The organism is Acinetobacter sp. ANC 5414, assembly GCF_013004295.1.
GTDB lineage: Bacteria > Pseudomonadota > Gammaproteobacteria > Pseudomonadales > Moraxellaceae > Acinetobacter.
Map to the genome: position 1 here is coordinate 1 of NZ_JABERM010000001.1, position 22,818 is coordinate 22,818.

The 22,818-nt window shown below is 40.5% G+C and carries 24 protein-coding genes and 1 pseudogene; 13 read left to right on the top strand and 12 right to left on the bottom strand.

Annotated features, from left to right (window positions below):
* A partial coding sequence (locus HLH18_RS00005) for a M28 family peptidase (protein WP_171545354.1) occupies positions 1-477 on the bottom strand: 477 nt, incomplete at its 3' end.
* A gap of 154 nt (positions 478-631) precedes the next feature.
* On the opposite strand from HLH18_RS00005, the gene rlmH reads away from it, so the two are divergent.
* The 3 genes from rlmH (at position 632) to HLH18_RS00020 (ending at position 3,013) form a co-directional block, all read left to right on the top strand.
* On the top strand, positions 632-1,114 hold the full coding sequence (rlmH, locus tag HLH18_RS00010) for a 23S rRNA (pseudouridine(1915)-N(3))-methyltransferase RlmH (RefSeq protein WP_067724067.1): 483 nt from the start codon (positions 632-634) through the stop codon (positions 1,112-1,114).
* A 215-nt stretch (positions 1,115-1,329) separates the two neighbouring features.
* On the top strand, positions 1,330-2,106 hold the full coding sequence (locus tag HLH18_RS00015) for a DODA-type extradiol aromatic ring-opening family dioxygenase (RefSeq protein WP_171528586.1): 777 nt from the start codon (positions 1,330-1,332) through the stop codon (positions 2,104-2,106).
* Positions 2,107-2,245: 139 nt separating this feature from the next.
* On the top strand, positions 2,246-3,013 hold the full coding sequence (locus HLH18_RS00020) for a DUF4377 domain-containing protein (protein WP_171545355.1): 768 nt from the start codon (positions 2,246-2,248) through the stop codon (positions 3,011-3,013).
* A gap of 71 nt (positions 3,014-3,084) precedes the next feature.
* On the opposite strand, the gene gdhA is transcribed toward HLH18_RS00020, so the two are convergent.
* The gene (gene gdhA, locus HLH18_RS00025; protein WP_252151755.1) at positions 3,085-4,431 is read right to left on the bottom strand and encodes an NADP-specific glutamate dehydrogenase; all 1,347 of its coding nucleotides are present in this window, start codon (positions 4,429-4,431) and stop codon (positions 3,085-3,087) included.
* A gap of 345 nt (positions 4,432-4,776) precedes the next feature.
* Between gdhA and HLH18_RS00030 the strand changes: the two genes are divergently transcribed.
* The gene (locus HLH18_RS00030) at positions 4,777-5,571 is read left to right on the top strand and encodes an RnfABCDGE type electron transport complex subunit B (protein WP_171545356.1); all 795 of its coding nucleotides are present in this window, start codon (positions 4,777-4,779) and stop codon (positions 5,569-5,571) included.
* 3 nt (positions 5,572-5,574) lie between these two features.
* A complete protein-coding gene (nth, locus tag HLH18_RS00035; protein WP_214647216.1) occupies positions 5,575-6,270 on the top strand; it encodes an endonuclease III in 696 nt (231 codons plus the stop codon).
* Positions 6,271-6,272: 2 nt separating this feature from the next.
* Here the strand turns inward: nth and HLH18_RS00040 are convergent, their stop codons facing one another.
* The 4 genes from HLH18_RS00040 to HLH18_RS00055 all read right to left on the bottom strand — a co-directional run bounded on the left by HLH18_RS00040 (position 6,273) and on the right by HLH18_RS00055 (position 9,192).
* A complete protein-coding gene (locus tag HLH18_RS00040) occupies positions 6,273-6,455 on the bottom strand; it encodes a hypothetical protein (RefSeq protein ID WP_171545357.1) in 183 nt (60 codons plus the stop codon).
* Between the two features lie 96 nt (positions 6,456-6,551).
* Positions 6,552-7,211, bottom strand: a complete 660-nt coding sequence (adk, locus tag HLH18_RS00045) for an adenylate kinase (RefSeq protein WP_171528582.1) — start codon at positions 7,209-7,211, stop codon at positions 6,552-6,554.
* A gap of 82 nt (positions 7,212-7,293) precedes the next feature.
* The gene (locus tag HLH18_RS00050; protein ID WP_171545358.1) at positions 7,294-8,610 is read right to left on the bottom strand and encodes a DUF445 domain-containing protein; all 1,317 of its coding nucleotides are present in this window, start codon (positions 8,608-8,610) and stop codon (positions 7,294-7,296) included.
* A gap of 63 nt (positions 8,611-8,673) precedes the next feature.
* Positions 8,674-9,192, bottom strand: a complete 519-nt coding sequence (locus HLH18_RS00055; RefSeq protein WP_171545595.1) for a hypothetical protein — start codon at positions 9,190-9,192, stop codon at positions 8,674-8,676.
* 234 nt (positions 9,193-9,426) lie between these two features.
* On the opposite strand from HLH18_RS00055, the gene mrdA reads away from it, so the two are divergent.
* Both mrdA and rsmD read left to right on the top strand, forming a co-directional pair.
* Positions 9,427-11,457, top strand: a complete 2,031-nt coding sequence (gene mrdA, locus HLH18_RS00060; protein WP_171545359.1) for a penicillin-binding protein 2 — start codon at positions 9,427-9,429, stop codon at positions 11,455-11,457.
* Positions 11,458-11,460: 3 nt separating this feature from the next.
* Entirely contained in the window at positions 11,461-12,018 is a 558-nt protein-coding gene (gene rsmD / locus HLH18_RS00065) for a 16S rRNA (guanine(966)-N(2))-methyltransferase RsmD (RefSeq protein WP_171545360.1), read from the top strand.
* Between the two features lie 85 nt (positions 12,019-12,103).
* Here the strand turns inward: rsmD and HLH18_RS00070 are convergent, their stop codons facing one another.
* Complete coding sequence (locus HLH18_RS00070; RefSeq protein WP_171545361.1) at positions 12,104-12,298, bottom strand: hypothetical protein; 195 nt, start codon at positions 12,296-12,298, stop codon at positions 12,104-12,106.
* Positions 12,299-12,542: 244 nt separating this feature from the next.
* On the opposite strand from HLH18_RS00070, the gene HLH18_RS00075 reads away from it, so the two are divergent.
* Positions 12,543-13,277, top strand: a complete 735-nt coding sequence (locus tag HLH18_RS00075) for a sulfite exporter TauE/SafE family protein (RefSeq protein WP_171545362.1) — start codon at positions 12,543-12,545, stop codon at positions 13,275-13,277.
* Between the two features lie 199 nt (positions 13,278-13,476).
* Complete coding sequence (locus HLH18_RS00080; protein WP_131286666.1) at positions 13,477-13,806, top strand: hypothetical protein; 330 nt, start codon at positions 13,477-13,479, stop codon at positions 13,804-13,806.
* A 168-nt stretch (positions 13,807-13,974) separates the two neighbouring features.
* On the opposite strand, the gene HLH18_RS00085 is transcribed toward HLH18_RS00080, so the two are convergent.
* A complete protein-coding gene (locus HLH18_RS00085) occupies positions 13,975-14,562 on the bottom strand; it encodes a 1-acyl-sn-glycerol-3-phosphate acyltransferase (protein WP_131286668.1) in 588 nt (195 codons plus the stop codon).
* Between the two features lie 336 nt (positions 14,563-14,898).
* Between HLH18_RS00085 and HLH18_RS00090 the strand changes: the two genes are divergently transcribed.
* Together HLH18_RS00090 and HLH18_RS00095 are read left to right on the top strand one after the other, a co-directional pair.
* A complete protein-coding gene (locus HLH18_RS00090; protein WP_171545363.1) occupies positions 14,899-15,387 on the top strand; it encodes a copper resistance protein NlpE in 489 nt (162 codons plus the stop codon).
* A gap of 177 nt (positions 15,388-15,564) precedes the next feature.
* A complete protein-coding gene (locus tag HLH18_RS00095; RefSeq protein WP_171545364.1) occupies positions 15,565-16,320 on the top strand; it encodes a copper resistance protein NlpE N-terminal domain-containing protein in 756 nt (251 codons plus the stop codon).
* A gap of 66 nt (positions 16,321-16,386) precedes the next feature.
* On the opposite strand, the gene groL is transcribed toward HLH18_RS00095, so the two are convergent.
* The 4 genes from groL to HLH18_RS00115 all read right to left on the bottom strand — a co-directional run bounded on the left by groL (position 16,387) and on the right by HLH18_RS00115 (position 20,244).
* Positions 16,387-18,021, bottom strand: a complete 1,635-nt coding sequence (gene groL, locus HLH18_RS00100; protein ID WP_131288740.1) for a chaperonin GroEL — start codon at positions 18,019-18,021, stop codon at positions 16,387-16,389.
* Positions 18,022-18,077: 56 nt separating this feature from the next.
* The gene (locus HLH18_RS00105) at positions 18,078-18,368 is read right to left on the bottom strand and encodes a co-chaperone GroES (RefSeq protein ID WP_016167026.1); all 291 of its coding nucleotides are present in this window, start codon (positions 18,366-18,368) and stop codon (positions 18,078-18,080) included.
* Between the two features lie 183 nt (positions 18,369-18,551).
* Entirely contained in the window at positions 18,552-19,325 is a 774-nt protein-coding gene (locus HLH18_RS00110; RefSeq protein WP_171545365.1) for a metallophosphoesterase family protein, read from the bottom strand.
* Positions 19,306-20,244, bottom strand: a complete 939-nt coding sequence (locus HLH18_RS00115) for a diacylglycerol/lipid kinase family protein (RefSeq protein ID WP_171545366.1) — start codon at positions 20,242-20,244, stop codon at positions 19,306-19,308. Before HLH18_RS00115 ends, HLH18_RS00110 begins: the two co-directional genes overlap by 20 nt.
* A 416-nt stretch (positions 20,245-20,660) precedes the next feature.
* Between HLH18_RS00115 and HLH18_RS00120 the strand changes: the two genes are divergently transcribed.
* Both HLH18_RS00120 and HLH18_RS15895 read left to right on the top strand, forming a co-directional pair.
* The gene (locus HLH18_RS00120) at positions 20,661-22,493 is read left to right on the top strand and encodes a phosphoenolpyruvate carboxykinase (GTP) (protein ID WP_171545367.1); all 1,833 of its coding nucleotides are present in this window, start codon (positions 20,661-20,663) and stop codon (positions 22,491-22,493) included.
* A 111-nt stretch (positions 22,494-22,604) separates the two neighbouring features.
* Positions 22,605-22,748, top strand: a pseudogene (locus HLH18_RS15895) (hypothetical protein); the annotation flags it as partial.
* Between the last annotated feature and the right edge of the window lie 70 nt (positions 22,749-22,818).

The window sequence follows — 22,818 nt, forward strand, 5'->3', positions numbered from 1 at the left end:
TTCTTGCAAGGTATAAAATACAAATTCCACATTATTTACGAGCTGCGATTTTTGCTGCGCTAAAATGCGTGCCGTTTCAATTACTCCCGCCACACCCGAAGCATTGTCATCTGCGCCCTGAGTTTCACCAAACACATCATAATGCGCGCCGACAATCACTTTATCAGCATGACCGGCCGTTAAGGTGCACACGACATTTCGATAACCCAAACCATTCACCGAATAATTTTGATACTGGCATGGAACACCAAACAAACGCATTTGCTCTTTAATCCATGCAGAAACGCGTTGTAATTCTGCTGTATTTTTATAATGACGATGTCCCTGCTCGCCTATTATTTGCTCCAGATAGACCTTTAAATTATCGGTACTGGCGGGTGTGATGCTCGGTAATGCCCATGTCGAAGTCGTTAAAAAAAGAGTGCCAAGAAAAGTGCTCAACCATAAGCCTAAATTTCGATTATTTTTGAATCGCATTTATTATCATTCCTCTCTTATTATTCATCTTTAATCCATTGCTGAAGATTAAAGCAGCATCTCGCTCGACTTTTCAATTGCAATTTGTTGCTCAAAATAAGTAAAACCAGTTTTAGTGTTTATAATAAAGATGACTTTCAAATCATCGAATCTTATGAAAATCCGTATTATTACCATCGGTCAAAAAATGCCAGCCTGGGTACTCACTGGTTTTGAAGATTACTTCAAACGTATTCAGCCTTTTGTGCAGACTCAGATTATTGAATTACCCATGGCAAAACGCGGGAAAAATGATTCGGAAGCGGATATTTTAAAATATCGCCAGATTGAAGGTGACAGTATTCTGAATGCACTGAAGCACAATGAAACCCTGATTGCACTTGAAGTGGGTGGCAAAGAGTTCAGTACCGAAAAGCTGGCTGAAACCATGAAAGGATGGATGCTGGAAGGCAACGATGTGGTTTTAGCGATTGGTGGTCCAGATGGTCACTCTGAAGCGGTGCGTAAAGCCGCTGCATGGCACTGGTCGCTGTCCAAGCTGACCTTGCCCCACCCGATGGTCCGAGTGATGCTGATTGAGCAGCTATACCGCGCAATGAGTATCAACAATAATCATCCTTACCATCGGGCAGGTTAAATCAGCAGATTGAATGATTCATGTTAGTTTTTTAGAAAGCTGAAATAGCGTCATTGTTAACTTTTTGTCTTGATGTGAAAATTATATAGTTCATTTTTACATCGTTTCATTTATGCAACAACATGTTGAAATGAACTCTATTTATTCCATATCTTCTTTTTGGCATCATAACCATTACAACCCCAATCGATATTATTTGAATTAGGCGCATCGTCATGAATTTACAAACTTTACCCGGTTTATTTATTTCACATGGATCACCCATGCTTGCGCTTAATCCAGAGCAAGTGGGTCCAGCGCTACAGCGTTTAAGTTTAAATTTGCCTAAACCTGAAGCCATTATTGTGATGTCGGCACACTGGGAAAGTAATGCCCTAGAAGTCAGTAGCAGTGTCCGTCCTGAAACCTGGCATGACTTTCGTGGCTTTCCCGCTGAACTCTATGAAATGCGCTACCCTGCGCCCGGACAGCCCGAACTGGCTGAAGAAATCCTGCATCTTTTAGCCAATGCAGGCTTGGCTGCGCATGCCAATAGCACCCGCCCACGTGATCATGGGGTATGGATGCCGTTGCTGCATATGTATCCTGAGGCAGACATTCCTGTGGTTGAGATCTCATTGCCAATGAACATGTCTGCTGAAGATATTTATAAAATTGGTCAAACACTAGCTCCACTGCGTGAAAAACAGGTATTGATGATTGGTTCGGGTAGCATTACCCACAACTTGGCTGAGCTTGCTTGGCGGGGTGAACCTGCTGATGTACCCGAATGGGCCTCTACTTTCCGTAATTATGTGGTCAACAAACTGAACCATGACGATTATGAGGCAGTACTGGATTGGCAGAAAATTCCCTATGTGCAACGTAATCATCCGACCTTAGAACACTTTGCACCGCTCTTCTTTGCAATGGGAACAGGTCATCGATTTAGTATCGTGCATAGTAGTTTCAGTATGGGTTCGCTCGGTATGGATATCTACCGTTTTGATTGATTCATAACTTTTTATCAAAAAACAATAAAATTTTAGTTATGGATACATTTTGATACTTAATTCATCAGAATGTATCCATATTTTTTGAATAACAATACGATATCCTCATAAAAATTCTTCAAAACCAAGTACTTTTTAAATGAAACTTAAATTTTTAGCGATTGCCCTTTTCCCACTCACGCTTGCAGCTTGTCAATCTGGTGAGATTCAAAAAGTTGGAGATATTGCCGTGTCAGTACTGCAACAACAAAATGCAGATAAAACCCTTGCTTCGTATCAATGGAGCACCACCACAGGGAGTGCACCTAAGCCTCTCGTACTAAATTTTGATGATAAAGGTCGTCTTGGTATTGCAACCAGCTGTAATGGCATGGGAAGCAACTGGAAAATAGAAAATAATCAGATTGTGACTGATCATTTAATGGCAACTCAAATGGCCTGTGAACCAAAAGCCATGCAACAAGAAAGTGTCGTTAAAGATTTATTTGACAATCGTAAAGCCCCTTTCGTTTTGGATTTAAAAGATCCGCAAAATCCAACTTTAACGGTCATTTCTGCAAGCGGTCAAAAATATGTTTTCATGGGGAAAATGACACCTGAAACAAAATATAATGCTCAAGCTGAAATCATTTTCCTGGAAATTTCACCGGAAACTAAACCCTGTACGAGTGTCGGCCCGCAAACCTGTTTACAAGTCCGTGAACTCAAATATAACGACAATGGGGTAAAAACCCAAGTCGATAAAGACTGGACTTTATTCTACGATCAAATTGAAGGTTTTGAGCATAATCCTGCTGAACGCCAAGTGATTCGGGTGAAGCGTTATGAAATTAAACATCCGGCAGCCGATCAGTCTAAATATGCATATGTATATGACATGACTGTAGAACGGGCCACTGTAAAATAATTTTGTTTATTTCAGCTATAAAAAAACCGAGGCAAATGCCTCGGTTTTTTAAAGCTTAAACCAAGTCAGACTTAGAATACGCCTTGAGCCAACATCGCATCGGCAACTTTTACGAAGCCAGCAATGTTTGCACCATCAACATAGTTTACAGAACCATCTTCTTTAGTACCGTATTTAACGCAGTTGCGGTGAATTTCTTTCATGATGGCATGTAGACGTTCGTCAACTTCTTCAAAAGTCCAGCCTAAACGAATTGCGTTTTGAGACATTTCAAGACCAGAAGTTGCAACACCACCGGCATTCGATGCTTTACCTGGCGCATAAAGAATTTTCGCTTCAACAAATTTCTCTACAGCCGCCAAAGTAGAAGGCATGTTTGCACCTTCAGCAACACAGATTACACCGTTTGCAAGAAGAGCAGCAGCATCGTCAGCATCCAACTCATTTTGAGTTGCACATGGAAGCGCGATATCACATTTGATACCCCATGGACGTTGACCTTCTAAGTATTCAAAGCCATGTTTAGACGCGAATTCTGAAATACGACCACGTTTAACGTTTTTAAGTTCCATTACTTCAGCAAGAAGTGCATCAGTGAAACCATCTTTAACGTGAACTGTACCCGCGGAGTCAGAAAGTGAAACTACTTTCGCACCCAAGTACATTGCTTTTTCAGCAGCATATTGTGCAACGTTACCAGAACCTGAAATCGTTACCACTTTATCTTTGAAGCAGTCGCCACGAGTTTTCAGCATTTCCTCAGCAAAATAAACTGTACCGAAGCCGGTTGCTTCTGGACGAGCCAATGAACCACCGAAAGTCAGACCTTTACCTGTGAATACACATGCAGTGTCATTGCTCAATTTCTTCATCATGCCGGCCATGTAGCCAACTTCACGGCCGCCCACACCAATATCACCCGCTGGGATATCTGTGTTTGAACCTAAGTGACGATAAAGCTCGATCATCAATGCTTGGCAGAAACGCATGATTTCGCCTTCAGACTTACCTTTAGGGTCAAAGTCTGAACCACCTTTACCACCACCCATAGGGAGTGTAGTTAAGGCATTTTTAAACGTCTGTTCAAAACCTAAGAATTTAAGAATTGAAAGGTTCACAGATGGATGGAAACGCATTCCACCTTTGAATGGACCGATTGCTGAATTGTACTGTACACGGAATGCACGGTTGACATGTGTTTGACCTTTGTCATCAACCCAAGAAACACGGAATTGAATTGCACGTTCTGGCTCAACTAAGCGTTCAAGTAGACCATGATCAGCATACTCTGGGTTCTTTTCAATGAACGGCCAAAGGCTAGTCATTACTTCTTCTACAGCTTGTAGAAATTCAGGTTGATGTGCATCACGTGATTTAACGTAATCTAGGAAGTCGTTAAGGCTGTTATATTTCAACACTTAATCCTCAGCAGAAAGATGGATCAAAATTGGTCAAATTTTCAAAAAATGATAATTTTTGGCGCAAAATATTAAATAGCTTTTGTAACCATAGTACAATACTTTTTTTAAAAAAAACGTAAATAATATTTAATAACATATATTTATTTTAATTATAACTATTTTTTATCTTGTCGCCAAAGCGACGCTGTCTTACTGTTTTTGTTATCTTTTCGCCCAATAATAATGCACCTATAGCGCCATTTTCGAGCATAAGATTAAAGGCTTAAATCATGCTAAAATCATCCACTTCGTTTTAATCTTCTTTCGGTATGCTGCTATTTCTTCAGCAGTCGTGGTTTATACATGAATTCGCAAATTGTTCTCATCCAAAATATTGATGCTCTCCTCCCTCAAACCCAATGTGGCTTATGTGGTCATCGGGATGGATGTTTACCGTATGCAAAAGCCATAAGCGAGGGTGAAGAAGCCAATAAATGTGTGCCAGGGGGTCAACCTGTTGCCGATGCCCTAGCCCATTTACTCGGTCGTGCACAATTGAAAGCAGAAGAAAGTGTTTGGCCGATTCAAAGTGATGGTCGTCCACAACGCATGAAAGCCATAATTCGCGAAGATGAATGTATTGGTTGTACCAAATGTATCAGTGCCTGCCCAGTGGATGCCATTATCGGCTCGGGTAAACTCATGCACAGCATTTTGACTGACCTGTGTACCGGCTGCGAACTGTGTATTCCCCCTTGCCCGGTCGACTGTATTGATTTGATTGCAGATCATCATGCAGTGCCCGATGAAAGCATGCGGATTGCGGAACAAAATGATTTGCGCAACCGCTATTACTCACATATTCAACGTGAGGAAAAACGACGCGTAAACCGTAAAGGTCCTGTGGTGCGTGCCCATATTGATACTGCCTTATTTGCTCAGTTTTCAGCACAAAATGACAATGTTCCAGACATTGTTATTCCCCAAAACAAAGCCAAACCAACAGTCCATTTAGATGCCAAATCAACCATCGAACTTGCAAAAATTCGCACACAAATCAAAAAATTAGAAAAACAACTCAGTGTGCGTGAGGATGCAAAAAAACGTCTGCAATTAGATGAACTCAACCAACAGCTTAATGCTTTGCAAGGAGCGTAAAGAATGCCTGTAAAGAATATGACTAAAAAACAAATTCAGGTATTTTTTGAGCGATTACGTGAGCAAAGACCCCAGCCAAAAACCGAACTGAATTACTCCAGTCCTTTTGAGCTTTTAGTTGCTGTGACGCTTTCTGCACAAGCCACCGATGTCAGCGTGAATAAAGCCACGGACAAACTGTTTCCTGTTGCCAATACACCTGAAGCCATTTATGCACTCGGTGTTGATGGCTTGAAGGAATATATTAAAACCATTGGCCTATATAACGCCAAAGCCGAAAATGTTATCAAGGCCTGTAAAATACTGATAGACAAGCATAACAGCATCGTACCGAATAACCGTGCAGATCTGGAAGCATTGCCCGGTGTGGGACGTAAAACCGCGAATGTGGTGCTGAATACCGCCTTTGGTCATCACACCATGGCCGTAGATACCCATATTTTTCGCGTAGGTAATCGTACCGGTCTAGCAATTGGAAAAAATGTGCTAGAAGTTGAACATCGACTGGTTAAAGTCATTCCCAAAGAATTTATGCTCGATGCCCACCATTGGCTGATTTTACATGGTCGTTATTGTTGTATTGCCCGTAAGCCGAAATGTCATGAATGTGTGGTGTCTGATGTCTGCCAGTGGCCAGATCGTTTTGAATTTGGCGCGGCGAAAAGTATTCCAGTGAAAATGATTGAAGATAAAAACTAAATTCAGTCTTTATCTTTATTTTTCTGTTGCAATTTAGGATGTAGCTGACGTTCGGGTTGGCTATTTTTCTTTTCTTCAGCTTCTTGCTTTTGTACGCGACGCAAGAATTTGAAACTTTGAACCATTAAAGCCAACACCCCAATACCCAAAAAAATCATCAATACAATTAAGCCAATTTTTAGCAAGGGTTCATCCTCAAAATAGCGTACAAATTAAAAGAGCCCTAATATGACTTAGGACTCTTTTAATGTCAAAACATTCACCGCACTAAGGCAGGTCAATTATTTTGATTGATCTAAAATCGCGAACAAATCGGCTTGAACTTCTTCAATCGGACGAAGACCATTCAATTTGTCATAAGTCGGTGCATTTTCGCCAGAAGCAGCACGACCTTGATAGAAACCAACCAATTGCTCAGTTTCAGTGTGGTATGAACCCAAACGTTTACGAATCGTTTCTTCCTGGTCATCTGGACGCTGAACTAAATCTTCGCCAGTTTCATCATCTTTACCTTCCACTTTAGGTGGATTGTAAACAACATGATAAACACGACCAGAAGCCGCGTGCTGACGACGGCCTGAAAGGCGTTGTACGATTTCTTCATCAGGAACATCAATTTCGATTACGTGATCGATATTAATGCCTTCATTTTCCAAAGCTTCTGCTTGAGGAATCGTGCGCGGGAAACCATCAAAAATGCAACCGTTTACACAATCAGGTTGAGCAATACGTTCTTTCACAAGACCAATGATGAGCTCGTCTGATACCAGACCACCGCTTTCCATCACGCTTTTAGCTTTAAGACCTAATTCAGTTCCTTCACGAATTGCAGCACGGAGCATATCACCGGTTGAAATTTGTGGGACATTGTAGCGCTTACAGATCAACTGAGCCTGTGTACCTTTACCTGCCCCAGGTGGTCCGAGTAATATAATGCGCATAAAAAAACATCCTCATTTAACAATGTATATGACGCCTTGCTCATGCCGAATTTGTTGATTCGTCATGTATTCCAGCATCTAATTATAAGAAAGCCACAAACAAATGTATTGTACCCGCTATAAATCCAGTTACGCCACCTAGAACAATCAAAATCCATTCATCTTCCTGAAAAGCAGGACGTAACAAATTTTGAAACTCTCTCGGGGTCAACTCTAGAATACGGTCTCTAAACATCTGATAGATTTTCTGTGCACGGCTTGCATTGAACGCAGGGTCGCATACAGGCACCATCGTAATTTCAATCGAGCGATCGATCAAGTCCGTCTTGAGTTTTGCGTACTCTTTTGGCCCTAATGAGATCTGTAATGAGGTTCTCACCAGAGGTGTTTCCATAATTTCATTAATATGACGTTTAACGATACGGCGAGTTTTGTTTTTCTTCCCACCATACATCATCTCCGTCATGATCGATTTTAAGGTAATCAGGTCTTCTGTGACTACTCGGGCAAAAACGTCCGACACTTCTTCCTGGCGTTTCATAAATGCCCCTTGAATATTATAGGTACCCATACGTGGAATCACCGGCTTTACCCAAGGGAATTTACGATTTTTAGTTAATTCAAAGAACTGCGGATAACTTACATAGTGGGGTTCCAGAGGATTAAACACCATCCAGATCGCAATCCAGTTGGTCAGAAAACCCCAAACCGCTGCCCAGAAAGGAACCGTCCAATGCCAGGGTACAACGAACCAAACAATCATCTGGAAGATACCAAAGAACATCCCGATTAACGCGCTAATATGCCAAATAAAGTTGATTTCTTTTTGACCCACTTTAAGAAACATATTGACCATTAAACGGCGATCACCTTCCATTTGGCGAACCACCATTTCACGCATATCCACAAGTGACTCGACGTTCATAGTCAGTTCGGTCACAAGTTCTCTTAAGATACCTGGCAGCTGTTTATGTGCTTGAGCATAAATACGGCGCTTAATCGAATAAGGTAAATTTTCCCACAGCACTGCATTCCGTTCCATCATCATCTCATCGATCAGATGTTCCAGTTCAAAACCGACCTGCTCACCAATGATCCGGGCCATATCTTCCGGATCCATCGCATCCAGGAATTCACGCAATGAACCCAGTTTTGACAGGGTATTATCGGTAATAATTCCTGAAATACGGCCGGCTTTACGTGGCACAATGCCCTGCCAGCCAACCGGTAATGGACCTAAATGGAATCCCCAGAAAGTAATCGGATAAAAGACCATTTTAAGCGCCATCCACACATGCGCCCAAGTGACAAAAGCAGTAACAGGAATAATGCTAAGTACTGCCCAGAAATCTGGGCGTTTCAAGAAGGTTTGCCACAATTCGTTGACGTACTCAAGCATGCATAATATCCATTTTAATTTTTAATCACCAAATACTAAATCGTATAAAACTAAATATTTTCACTATAAACCGATACTTAGAGTATAGGAAAATTGTATTCTCGGCTCTGTTTCAGCGACCACATTGCCATTTCTATCTTCTAACTTTTCACCCGCACCAATCCCGATACTAAAACTACTAATCCGTTCCTTGCTTAACAAGACATAGGCTAAATCTACGCCAGCACCAAGCTGTGCTTTGAGTTCATTGTCTACACTTTTACTATCAATATGTCCGGCATAAACCCCGACATAATAACCATTTTTATCTTTACCGGTCAGATGATAAGGATAGCGAAATCCGACCTGACCGCCAGCTGTATAATCATCATCTATGAATACCCCTGCTTTTGCATAGGCGATGCCATACGGATTAACCCATTCGGCATTCATATGAATCAGTTCTTGGGTAAATCCAGCCCCAACATTCCATGCTTTTGCACTTTCGGGTGTTAATTTCGCTTCTGGTAAATACGGATTGTCTTGTGCCTGAGCCACATTTGCTAGCGCAAAAAATGCCAACAAAGAATACACCTTTGTGATTATTTTCATGGTTGTCCTTAATTTTATTTTTAATACAGTCCTTTTTTTCAATTTTGACTTTAGCAGAATTATCAGAACTCTTATATACTGCACTCTACAATTTTAATGTCTGTAAAGTCAAAGTTTAAGCTAAACAAGTCCATCTGTTCACCTGAACAAATATCAAAAAATGATGACATGCGTTAGAATAGCCCACCGGTTTTTCCCACTCTCCTGTATGTAAGTCGATCGCGTATGAAGCAGCACTTTCCTTTAAAAAATGTCCAACAAGAAAAGCGCATTTATCGCAATCGGGTGTTTATCGCGGTCGGGATTGTTGTATTCTTTCTTTTATTACTCGTTTCCCGTTATGCGTATTTGCAAATTGCACATTACGACGAGTTTTCAACCGCCTCAGATCAGAACCGAATTCGACTGCAACCCTTAGCGCCTGCACGTGGTTATATCTATGACCGTAATGGCGTTTTACTTGCAGACAATTATCCGGTGTTTTCAGCGACAATTTCACGTGCTGATGTTAAAGATATTGATGATACGGTTAAACGTTTAATCCCTATTTTAGCGTTGACTCAAGAAGATATAGAGCGTTTTAGTAGCCGAATTAAAACCTCAAAAAAAACCGAGCGTGTGGCACTCAAATTAAATTTAACTGAAACCGATATCGCCAAATTTAGTGAAGTGAAGTTTCAATTCCCCGGGGTCAATATAGAAACCCAAATGACTCGCTATTACCCGCATGGTGAATTATTTGCGCATGTGATTGGTTATGTGGGTCGGATTAATGACAAAGAATTAAAATCGATTGATAAAGATTTATATGCAGGAACCAACCTGATTGGGAAAATTGGGGTCGAAAAATCCTATGAAGACCTTTTGCACGGTGTGCCGGGTAATGAATCTGTTGAAGCCGATGCACATGGTAATGTGCTGCGTAATTTAGGTCGTAAAGATCCCGTTCGAGGCAATGACCTATACCTGTCGATTGATTATGGCTTACAGGTTGTTGCGACAGAACAGCTCGCTGGTCGTCGGGGTGCAATTGTGGCACTAAATCCCAAAACAGGTGAAATTTTAGCGCTGGTTTCAAGTCCAAGTTTCAACCCGAATCTATTTGTGACCGGGATTAGTAACACTGACTATAGTGCACTCAGGGACAATCTTGACCAACCGCTTTACAACCGTGCTGTGCAAGGGGCTTATCCTCCGGGTTCAACCATTAAACCAATGTTTGGTTTAGGAGGCATTCATTATGGTTATGTCGACTGGGCGACGGCCATCTCTGACCCTGGCTATTTCACCTTGCCAGGTGACAGTCACCGTTTCCGTGACCATAAAAAAAGTGGTCACGGTGCTGTAAATATGCATAAAGCCCAAGTGGTGTCTTGTGATACTTACTTTTATGTCCTGTCTTACCGTATGGGCATTGAGAAAATGAATGCCTGGATGCGCCAATTTGGTTTTAGTGAAAAAACTGGCGTGGATTTACCGAGTGAAAGTACCGGTTTATATCCAAATCCGGACTGGAAAATGCGCACCCGTAAAAGTAAATGGATGAAAGGTGAAACCATTTCGGTGAGTATTGGCCAAGGTGCATTTACTGCTACCCCATTACAACTGGCGATGGCCACCGCGATTACGGCAAATCAAGGCTCGCATATTACTCCCCACGTATTGCGTGAAAGTCACGGTGCCAAACCTTATAAAGTGCATAATGCACCCGATGGAAAAATTCAGTTTAACGGTCAGCCTGAAGACTGGATCAAAATGCGCGATGCCATGGTGGATGTGATCGAAAGTGGTACTGGTCGCGGTATTCGCACCCCAATGTATCAAATTGCAGGAAAAACCGGGACAGCACAGGTTAAAAGTATTGCCCAAGGTAAAAAGTATAACGAAGCATTATTAACCGAGCGTCAACTTGACCATGGTCTATTTGTCGGTTTTGCACCTGCTGAAAATCCGGATATTGCCATTGCCGTAGTATGGGAAAATGGTAAACACGGTGGTTCAGCAGCACAATTGGCTCGCCCTATGTTTGATTATTGGTTATTGACACGTAAAAAGAATCCAATCCGCCCAGCTACTCATCAAATCAGTGGCGGCTTAATGACTGCAGGCATTAAACCGGGTGAATTGCCAAGTGATATTAATCCAGTGACAGCTGATGCTAACGCGACCCATCAACCTCAATCAGCACAGCCTGCAACTCAAACTGTGCCAAGTACCGCACCATCAACAAGTTCACAACCCGTAGAGAGTGAATGATCTATGAAAAATCAACTCCGCATTATTGGTGGTGAATGGAAACGCCGCCAACTTGCTTTTGCCAGTATTGATGGTTTACGTCCTACACCGGATCGTGTGCGTGAAACCTTGTTCAACTGGTTGATGTGGGACATTCAAAATTCGAATGTTCTAGATTTGTGTGCGGGTTCAGGTGCCTTAAGTTTTGAGGCTTTGTCACGTGGCGCGTCACAAGTGGTGATGATTGAACCAAATCGAACCCAAGCTGCATTTTTAACCGATAATTTGCAATTGCTTAAAGTGACCAGTCAACATGCAAAATTAAAAGTTGCCACAGCTCAACAAGTCTTGCCTACGCTTAAAGAACAATTTGATCTGGTGTTTTTAGATCCACCTTATAGTTTGGATTTATGGGAAGAACTGGCGCAACTTGCCGATCCTTTCATTAAGGATAAGGCTTTTATCTATGTTGAAGCTGATCGGGATTTAAACCAGCTCAAACTTCCATCTTCATGGCAACAAATTAAACAGACCAAAGCCGGAACCGTTCGCGCTGGGTTATATCAAAAAAATATGGCTTAATTAGAAGCAATAAAAAAGGATTCCATTCAGGAATCCTTTTTTGTCGAATGTAGTTTGCCAATTTAAGGTCTGTTTTATAGACCTGTTAACGATTGTAGTGTCGATCGTGATCGTTTCTGTCATGATGATGGTCTTTGTTATCCCAATCGCGGTCACCATGTTGTCGATCATATTGTCCGTTGCGATCTCGATGACCACCATAATCGTCATCCCAAGGATCAACAACACAGCCAGTTAATGACACTGCCAATACAGAAAGTAATATCACTTTTTTCATCATATCCATCACCTCCTTACTGTACAGGTTCAGTATCAAATAATTTGATGAAGAATGAAGGAATTCCGTGTTGGATTCTTGTAGTGATTTATTCTTTTATTTATTCATAGTCCAATGATTACCATACACACTAATGTCTTTGTTTATGCAGATTTATACTTAGATTTGCAGAAATACAGCTAAATATAAGCTTGGTTTTTTTCGCTATCTTTTGAATACTACTGACTTTTCATCCGTACTGATTCCTATGATCTGGTTGTTATTTATTGTTGGCGCAATGGTCGCAGGTTTTGTACAAGGGCTTACCGGCTTTGCCTTTGCCCTCATTGCCATGTCTTTCTGGGTGTGGGTATTACCTCCGCAAATTGCTGCGCCTTTGGTCGTATTTGCTTCGGTATGGAGTCACATCATTTCATTATCGAATGAACAAAAGCATCCTCATCTCAATAAATCACTGGTTTTACCCTATTTAATTGCAGGACTTATCGGCGTTCCTTTAGGCACGTATTTACTGCATATTATTCAACCCGATACTTTTAAATTGGTTCTAGGCTTATTTTTAGTGTTGTGGTGCCCTATCATGTTCTTCAATCCACAATTTCCACGACTGCAGCAATCAGGGAAATTTGCAGATGGTCTGGTGGGGTTTATCGGGGGAATACTGGGTGGTTTAGGCGGATTTTGTGGTTCACTGCCTTCGGCATGGGTCATGCTGAAAAACCTATCCAAACAAGAGCAACGCTATATTTTACGGCATTTTAATTTTGCTATTCAGTTATTCACTTTACTGGCCTATTTGCTACAAGGTACACTCGAAATACAACTGCTACCTTATATGGCCCTCTTACTGGTCAGTGTCAGTTTCCCTGCCATTTTAGGGGCAAAATTATTTTATAAAATTTCAGAGCGGCAATTTAAACATACCGTGTTAAGTCTGTTATTTGCATCGGGTGGTTTTTTAATTTTCAGCACGCTGCTCTAAATTTATTGATTATGAAAATATTTAAAAATTATTTAAAAAATCAGATGCCGAGAGTTGGAATAATCTCCCCTAAAAAGATGATCCAAAAAGTAAGATAAATCTCATTTAATCAAAAAACATGCAATTGATATTCTACATTCCATGAATGTTAAAGAAAACTTTATACAATAACTGATCCTCTCCACTAGTTTTTCTAAAAATGAAAACCTTGATTTTGTTAGCAGGGATGATTCTGCTAACAGGCTGTAGCTTAGGCACATCTCGCGATGTCAAACATGCCGAAAAAATGCTTGCGTACTTTCAATGCAATAAAATTGAAAGTGCACAAATGACGCATAGTTCCATTACATCATTTCACGAACAATCACTCGCTTCTAGCCGCCAAAAAGCCGAATCGTATGTGCAAAGCTATAAAGAGGGTGAAGAATTATTTGATGTTCCATTAAGCGATGTGATTAAGGAACAATATGCCATTTATCAGGAGGCTTGCCAGCATTTAGGTGGCATTAGTCCAACACCAAATAAATAAACTTATTTTATCTTGTTAAGTTAATGTCTTACGGATTTGATCTTCACTAAAAAGTGCTTAATCACATGCTGACTGGCGAATACTGAAACGTCTAGGCATGGTTTTATCATTGGTAAATCTGACTGATATTTTAAAAGGACAAGGATACGTTCCCTGTCCTTTTAAAAACTATGCTTCAGTGTAATAACGCTTATCAACGCTAAAGTTTTCTGGAAATTTCGCATTAATTTGTGAATAGAAATCCATGATTTCGGCCATATCCTTTTCATAATCCCCTGTAGGATATACAATTTTCCCTACACCGGTTTTTTTCTTGGCATAATCCATATAGGCCAAAGCAATAGGAACACCTGCACCCGTTGCCACATGATAAAATCCGGTTTTCCATTGTTCTTGCTTTGCACGTGTTGCTTCAGGTGTCACCAGCATCACTAACTTTGGATGGTCTTTGAATAAATCGGTCATCACCTGAACCATACTTGGGCGCGGCTCCCCTTCTGCTTTTGGTGTACGGTCAATGCCGATGCCACCCAAAGCACGTACAAATGGCCCAAATGGAAGCTTCATATAACTGTCTTTAATGGTTAAACGGACATTCACCCCTAAAGCTTTTAGGGCTAAACGGGCATATAAAGCATCCCAATTACTGGTGTGTGGTGCAGCAATCATCACGCACTGATCCAGATCAAGTGGCCAATGATTATCAATTTCCCAGCCCATCATTTTTAAACTTTGTTCAGCTAACTTTTCGAACACAAAAACACCGCAACCTAATAAATTGCGCAGATTTTAACAAGGTCACTGAAATAAGATAGCTCAATATGAACAATTAATATCCAATTAATATATAAATGTATAACTTAGAATTTAAATGAAATATACATTTATTTTTACCTTTATATACCGCAAAAAAAATTTATTACTTTCTTAGGCAGGAATTGAATTTACACAGTAAAAGTTAAATAAAAACAGCAATATCTATCCTCAAAACCAATGCAAGCAATAACAAAGCACAAACAATATCGCTCTTTAATTAACCTCCTTTTCTACGTAATTTTAAAAGTTGCATTGCCCTATAAAAGGAACTAAATCGTGCAAAAAACAATATTAATCCTCTCCCTGAGCACCATCGCTTTAGCTGCATGTAGCAAGCCGAATACCGATACGCATGAAACTAATCAAGCACCTAAAAATACTGCCACTCAAACTATGCAGCCCATCAATACTCAACCTGCAACCCCAATGGGTGATACTGCAGAAACTTCACTGGATTGGGCAGGTAAATATAAAGGTGTTTTTCCCTGTGCCGATTGTGAAGGCATTGAAACAGAACTTGAGTTAAAAGCAGATAAAACTTATGAATTAACACAAGAATATTTGGGTAAAGGAAAAGGCAATGAATTTAAGGTGAAAGGCATTTTTAGCTTCGATCCGGATAATCCATCGGTTATTCGCTTAGATAAAGCCGGTGAAAATCGTAATTTTTTTATCGGTGAAAATTTTGTAGAAGCGCGCGATATGAATACAGGAAAACCCATGGATTCAAAACTTAATTATAAATTACAAAAAGATCTTAATTAATTGAGCTCCTCTACTCCCCTGCATAAAAAGCCTGAAATATGGATTTTTTAACCCCTCCATTTTGCATAGTCGTCACGATTTGCTACAAATAAATGATTTATTTGGCGACTTCATACTAGCGAGATCATCCGGTTATGCTTATGGTTAGAAAAATATCTTTCTCATTAAAAGATCATTATGAAACAAACGATGATTACACTTAGTTTTTTTGCCCTGTTACTTTCAAGTGGCTGCGATAATACAAGTACATCATCCTTGAATGAAAAAGTTAATCCACCTGAGCAGCCTTCAAAACCGATACAGGTTCAAACTCTCGCTTGGGTTGGTCATTACAAAGCATTTATTCCCTGTGATGCTTGTGAAAAGAAACTTGTTTCTCTCCAACTTCATCAAAACAAGACTTATACCCTAAAGGAAATGAATTTCTTTAAGCAAAAGATTAAACAAAAAGAGTCTTCGGGCATATTCACTTTCGATGAGCAAAATTCAAATTTATTGCAATTCATTGACGATAAAACCAAACAAAATCGTTATTTTTCTTTGCATGATCATTCAATAGAACCCCTGGATCAAAATAAAACCCAATTCAAAGATTTTGAAAAATATCAAATTCCACAAGTGCAAAATATTGAAGTGAATAATGCACTCAAATATGTAGATATTCAGGCTGATTTATTTAAATCAGAAAAAATAGAATCTAATGGCATTGAAAGTACAAAATTGACCTATTTTTTTGAAATTAATAACCATTCAGATCGACCGCTTAAATTACGCGACAGCGATATTGTTTTAGTGGATGCTAAGAATAATGAACATATTTCTATCATTGAAAATGATCCACTCTCTCCTGTTAAACCCAATAAAACCCAACATGAACTGGTCTCATTTATTTATCCTGAAACCTATCAGGCTGCTTATATTAAAATTAAATAATTTGAATATTGATAAAAAAATCCCCGCAAATGCGGGGATTTTTTCAGATCGGATGATCAGTATGAATTACATCATACCGCCCATACCACCCATGCCGCCCATATCAGGCATTGCAGGTTTGTCTTCTGGAATATCAGTGATCATGCATTCAGTTGTAAGCATCAATGCAGCAACAGAAGCAGCGTGCTCAAGTGCAGAACGCGTTACTTTTGCTGGGTCAAGGATACCCATTTCAAGCATGTCGCCATATTCGCCAGTCGCAGCGTTATAACCGAAGTTACCTTCGCCATTTTTAACAGCGTTGATCACGACAGATGGTTCATCACCTGCGTTTGCAACGATTTGACGAAGCGGCGCTTCGATTGCACGACGTAAAATGTTAATACCTACATTTTGATCATCGTTTGTACCAACCACACCATCAAGTGCTTTAGCTGCACGTACTAGCGCAACACCACCACCTGCAACAACACCTTCTTCAACTGCAGCGCGAGTCGCATGAAGCGCATCGTCAACACGGTCTTTTTTCTCTTTCATTTCAATTTCAGTTGCAGCACCGATTTTAATCACTGCAACACCGCCTGCTAATTTAGCAACACGTTCTTGAAGTTTTTCTTTGTCGTATTCAGACGTAGATTCTTCAATTTGAGCACGAATTTGTTGAACGCGATCTGCGATTTGAGCCGCATCACCTGCACCATCAACAAGAACAGTATTTTCTTTAGAAACAGTTACTTTATGCGCTGTACCTAAATGTTCCAAAGTTGTTTGCTCAAGTGACATGCCAATTTCTTCAGAAATTACAGTACCGCCAGTCAAGATTGCGATGTCTTGTAGCATTGCTTTACGACGGTCACCAAAACCAGGGGCTTTAACAGCACACACTTTGATAATACCGCGCATGTTGTTTACTACAAGAGTTGCCAACGCTTCGCCTTCAACATCTTCAGCGATGATAAGCAGTGGCTTACCTGTTTTAGCAACCGCTTCTAATACACTGATCAATTCACGGATGTTGCCAATTTTCTTGTCAACGAGAAGAATGAACGGATTTTCAAGTTCAGCAGTTAAAGTATCTTGTTTGTTTGCAAAGTACGGGCTGATATAACCGCGATCAAATTGCATACCTTCAACAACGTCAAGCGAATCTTCAAAGCCTGAACCTTCTTCAACAGTGATTACGCCTTCTTTACCCACGCGTTCCATTGCTTGTGCAATAAGTTTACCGACAGTGGTGTCAGAGTTCGCAGAGATCGAACCGACTTGTTCAATCGCTTTAGTATCAGAAGCAGGTTTAGCAGTGGCTTTAATATTTTCAACTACAGCGCGAACTGCAAGGTCGATACCACGTTTCAAATCCATTGGGTTCATACCCGCAGTGACTGATTTGATCCCTTCGTTCAAAATTGCTTGAGCAAGTACAGTTGCAGTTGTTGTACCGTCACCTGCGATGTCATTGGTTTTTGAAGATACTTCGCGAACCAGTTGCGCACCCATGTTTTCGAATTTATCTTTTAGATAAATTTCTTTGGCAACCGTTACACCATCTTTAGTGATGTGTGGTGAACCGAAAGAACGGTCGATAACCACGTTACGACCTTTAGGACCTAAAGTTACTTTTACCGCATCTGCAAGTACGTTTACGCCTGCAATCATTTTGCTGCGCGCTGAATCACCAAATTTTACTTCTTTAGCTGACATGCTTTACTCCAAATATTTTAATTTTCAAAAATTTGATTGAATGGAACAGGTCTGAATTAGCCTTCTAAGACGGCTAAAATGTCAGACTCTTTCATAATAAGAAGTTCTTCGCCTTGTACTTTTACAGTTGTACCTGCGTAAGTACCGAACAATACTTTGTCGCCGACTTTAACGTCTAAAGCACGTACGCCATTGTCAGTAATCTGACCATTACCTACTGCAATGATTTCACCTTGAGCCGGTTTTTCAGCAGCAGAACCTGGAAGTAAAATACCACCAGCAGTTTTAGTTTCTTCTTCAACACGACGAATAACTACGCGATCATGTAATGGACGAATGTTGCTCATTGGAAACTCCATCAGACTAAGTCTTTTATAGTGAAGTAATGATGACTTTGTTATTCCATCGGTCATCATCAAAATAATTTCGATGTCACTTTTGTGGGGATGGAAAAAAACGCTTCAAGGGGGCAAATAAAAAAAAATGCTGTTTTTTGTATTTTTTTTATTCAACTCTCAATATTTCTTCATTTATTCAGCATTTTGTTCATCTAATACAAATTCTTTTTGTTGCTCATCAAAATAATAATGCTGCACATCTGCATTTGCCTGAATGACATTGAAACTATTTGGCAAGCCACGATGTAACCGGTAAGAAGTCGCTGTACCGGCATGTATATCCAGTACAGGATGTACTGCACCTAAACGATAAATCTGGTTTAAGTCATACACCGCCGATTGATGCAGATGTCCATGTAATAAACCATTTAAACCGCTTTGGCTCCAAGACTCTAAAGCCATACGTCCCAACATTGGACAGTCTTTTACCCCATGCGGATCATTCGGTGGAGTATAAAAAGGCTGATGCGCAACAATCAGTTTTATTTTATGTGCTGGAGCGATCATTAACGACTGGTCAATTTGCTGGATTTGTTCCAAAGAGATATGTCCGCGGGTGTGATAACGTCTTCGAATACTGTTCACTCCAATAATATAAAAATGTGCAGTTTCTAAGATATTTTCCATGTGGCCAAAGAACAATTTATAGCGGGTAAATGGACTAAAGATGCGGTTCCACACATGATACAACGGAATATCGTGATTACCTGGTACTACCAGATATGGAAGATTTAGACTTTCCAAAAACTGTTTGCAGTCATAAAACTGCGTATAACGCGCTCGCTGGGTTAAATCGCCACTCACCACCACAGCTTCAAGAGGTTGCGCTTGGCAAAAGAGACGAATTGCCGCCATACAGGCGGTTTTTTCTGTACCAAAATGTAAATCAGACAGGTGCAAAATCATCAGGAACCATTATTTTTAATGCATTTTTACGCACTGAAATTTTAAGCGGCGGCTGCATTTCAACAATTTCACCATCTAAAGCCACAGTTAGTTTTTTTCGTTTTGAATAAATTTTGACTTCATCCGCAGAAAAGCTATACACATCGGGTGCTTGATCCAAGTTCCCTCTCATCAATTGCCATAACATTTTAAACAAGGTACGTTTATCGCTTTTGGCGACCACCACACCCGCCACCTTGCCTTTTGCAGCAGATTCCGCAATACGCAAATTCATCTCTGCCAGTTGCAACTGATTATTACCAAAGAAAATTAAGGGTGTTTTCAGCGGATATTTTCTCCCATCCACCTCCACTTCAAGTTTCAGCTCTTTACGATCGCGAATCAGCACATCCAAACCCGAGGTATAGGCATTGAAAGGAAAACGACCAAAACGCTGGTTGTATAATTCACGTCTTTGAATAAATAAAGGATATAAGCCCAAACTGGCATTATTTAAATAAATATGATCATTGATTTGTGCAACATGCACTTCGCGGATCTTGCCTTTAGCAATGGTTTCAGCAGCTTTTAATAGATCCAGGGGAATATTGAGTAGTCGCGCTACATAATTAAAGGTTCCCAGTGGAAAAATTCCCATGGGGATATCCGTTCCCATGAGTTGTGCCGCAACAGCATTCAAGGTTCCATCACCACCCGCCGCAACGACCACACCCACTTCACTCGCCTGTTGATGACGTGAAATTATTTTCTTCATCAAATGATCAAAATTTGCTTCTGCACCAATTTCAAAAGCTTGAATTTCATAGCCATAAGCCGTTAAACATGCCATAAGTTGTTCATAGACTTCATCTTTATTTGCAGCATGGAATCCTGACTTTTCATTATAAATAAGAGACAATGGCTTTAAGGGTTCTGACATTTTCTATACTTTTTTGAAGTAATTGCTCTAATTTTGTCCAATTTATCGGCAATTAAAAGCCTGTTTATGTAAAATTCGAATTACCACCATTTATTTAATCAATAATAACCCTCATGAAAAAAATAATACTAAACTACTGTTTTTAAAAAACATAATTAAAATAAATAATACTCATAACAATTAAAAATATCAAAAACAAGGCAATAAAAAACTCGTAAGCTATTGTTTTAATAAACATTAAATAAGAACAAACATAATCTGCCAACCTATTCCCCATACTTCTTTAGTCTTATTTTTTTGATGATTTTATGCTTTAATACAGCCACTTTTTTTTATACTTAAATTGGAATGTTGTATCCCTTCATTCTGATTATTATTTGTACACATAATTGTACACATTTGAGATAGGCCTCACCATGACCAAAGTGAACGCACCAGAATTCGTTCGTCACCCTAAGCTTATTGCATGGGTTGAAGAGATTGCTAAATTAACCAAACCGGCAAAAATTGAATGGTGTGACGGTAGCGCAGAAGAATATCAACGTCTTGTTGATCTGATGATCGCTAACGGCACTATGCAAGCACTTAACCCAGAAAAACACCCTGGTTCGTACCTTGCGAACTCAGATCCTTCTGACGTTGCTCGTGTTGAAGGTCGCACATTTATCTGTTCAGAAAAACAAGAAGACGCAGGTGCAACAAACAACTGGGAAGCTCCAGCTGAAATGCGCGCTCGCCTAAACGGTTTGTTTGATGGTTGCATGAAAGGACGTACTATGTACGTTGTTCCTTTCTCTATGGGTCCTTTAGGTTCTCATATTGCTCAGATCGGTATTGAGTTAACCGACTCTCCTTACGTGGCTGTAAGCATGGCTAAAATGGCGCGTATGGGTAAAGCTGTTTACGATGTGCTTGGTACTGATGGCGAATTCGTACCATGTGTGCACACTGTAGGCGCTCCGCTTGAAGAAGGTCAAAAAGACGTTGTCTGGCCTTGCAACCCAGAAAAATACATCGTGCATTATCCAGAAACTCGTGAAATCTGGTCATTCGGTTCTGGTTATGGCGGTAACGCATTGCTTGGTAAAAAATGCTTGGCTTTACGTATTGCCTCTTCTATGGGTCGTCAACAAGGCTGGTTAGCTGAACACATGCTAATCCTTGGCGTAACTAACCCTCAAGGCGAAAAACACTACATCGCAGCTGCATTCCCTTCTGCTTGTGGTAAAACCAACTTCGCGATGTTGATTCCTCCAGCGGGTTATGAAGGCTGGAAAATTGAAACTGTAGGTGACGATATTGCCTGGATCAAACCAGGTGAAGACGGTCGCTTATATGCAATCAACCCAGAAGCTGGTTTCTTCGGTGTAGCACCTGGTACCAATACCAAAACTAACCCGAACTGTATGGCGACTTTAAGCCACGACGTGATTTACACCAACGTTGCCGTAACTGACAACGGTGAAGTATGGTGGGAAGGTCTGACTAAAGAAGCGCCTGCTAACCTGACTAACTGGAAAGGTCAGCCACACGTCGCTGGTGAAAAAGCTGCACATCCAAATGCGCGTTTCACAGTTGCTGCGGGTCAATGCCCTTCTATTGATGCTGACTGGGAAAATCCAGCGGGCGTGCCAATCTCTGCGTTCATCTTCGGTGGTCGTCGTGCAGATACAGTGCCTCTAGTTTCTGAAGCATTGAACTGGGTTGATGGTGTTTATAAAGCAGCAACTATGGGTTCTGAAACCACTGCTGCCGCTGTTGGTCAACAAGGCGTGGTTCGTCGCGATCCGTTTGCGATGCTTCCATTCACGGGCTACAACATGGCTGACTACTTCTCTCACTGGTTAGAAATGGGTGAACAAGTAGCGGTTAAAGCTGAAGCTGCTGGCAACAAACTTCCTAAGATCTTTAACGTAAACTGGTTCCGCCGTGATGCTGAAGGCAACTTCGTATGGCCTGGTTTCGGTCAAAACATGCGTGTTCTTGAATGGATGATTGATCGTTGTGAAGGCCGCGCTGAAGCGACTGAAACTCCAATCGGTCTAGTTCCTACTTATGAACAATTGAACTGGAATGGTTCAGACTTCACTAAAGAACAGTTTGACCTTGTAACTTCTCAAGACAAAGATCAATGGATCAAAGAACTTGAAAGCCACTCTGAGTTATTCAACAAACTTGGTGATCGCTTACCAGCAGCACTTAAAGCACGTCAAAACGAACTTTTAGAAGCTGTTAAAAAATCTGCTTAATTTATTGAATTAATTAAAAAAAGGTCACTTCGGTGGCCTTTTTTTATATAATAAAAACAGGAAATTTTATGTTAAAAACATTCACGCTTTGCAGAGCCTGCACATCAAGTCGGTGGCAATGTGGTAATCAATTATAATGCTAGCCAAAGATTCAGTTTCTGGCCTTGGCGCATGGTACGTCCAGTGGTTTCGGGCAGCGCAGTTAAATGGAATAGGCCTGTAGATTGTACAAGGTTGGGCGGCGTTGAAAGTTAAAACAATTCAAAACAGAAAGTTAAACGAAGTCTGAACTAAAAATTTAATTGAAGATCAACACTGCAATTTG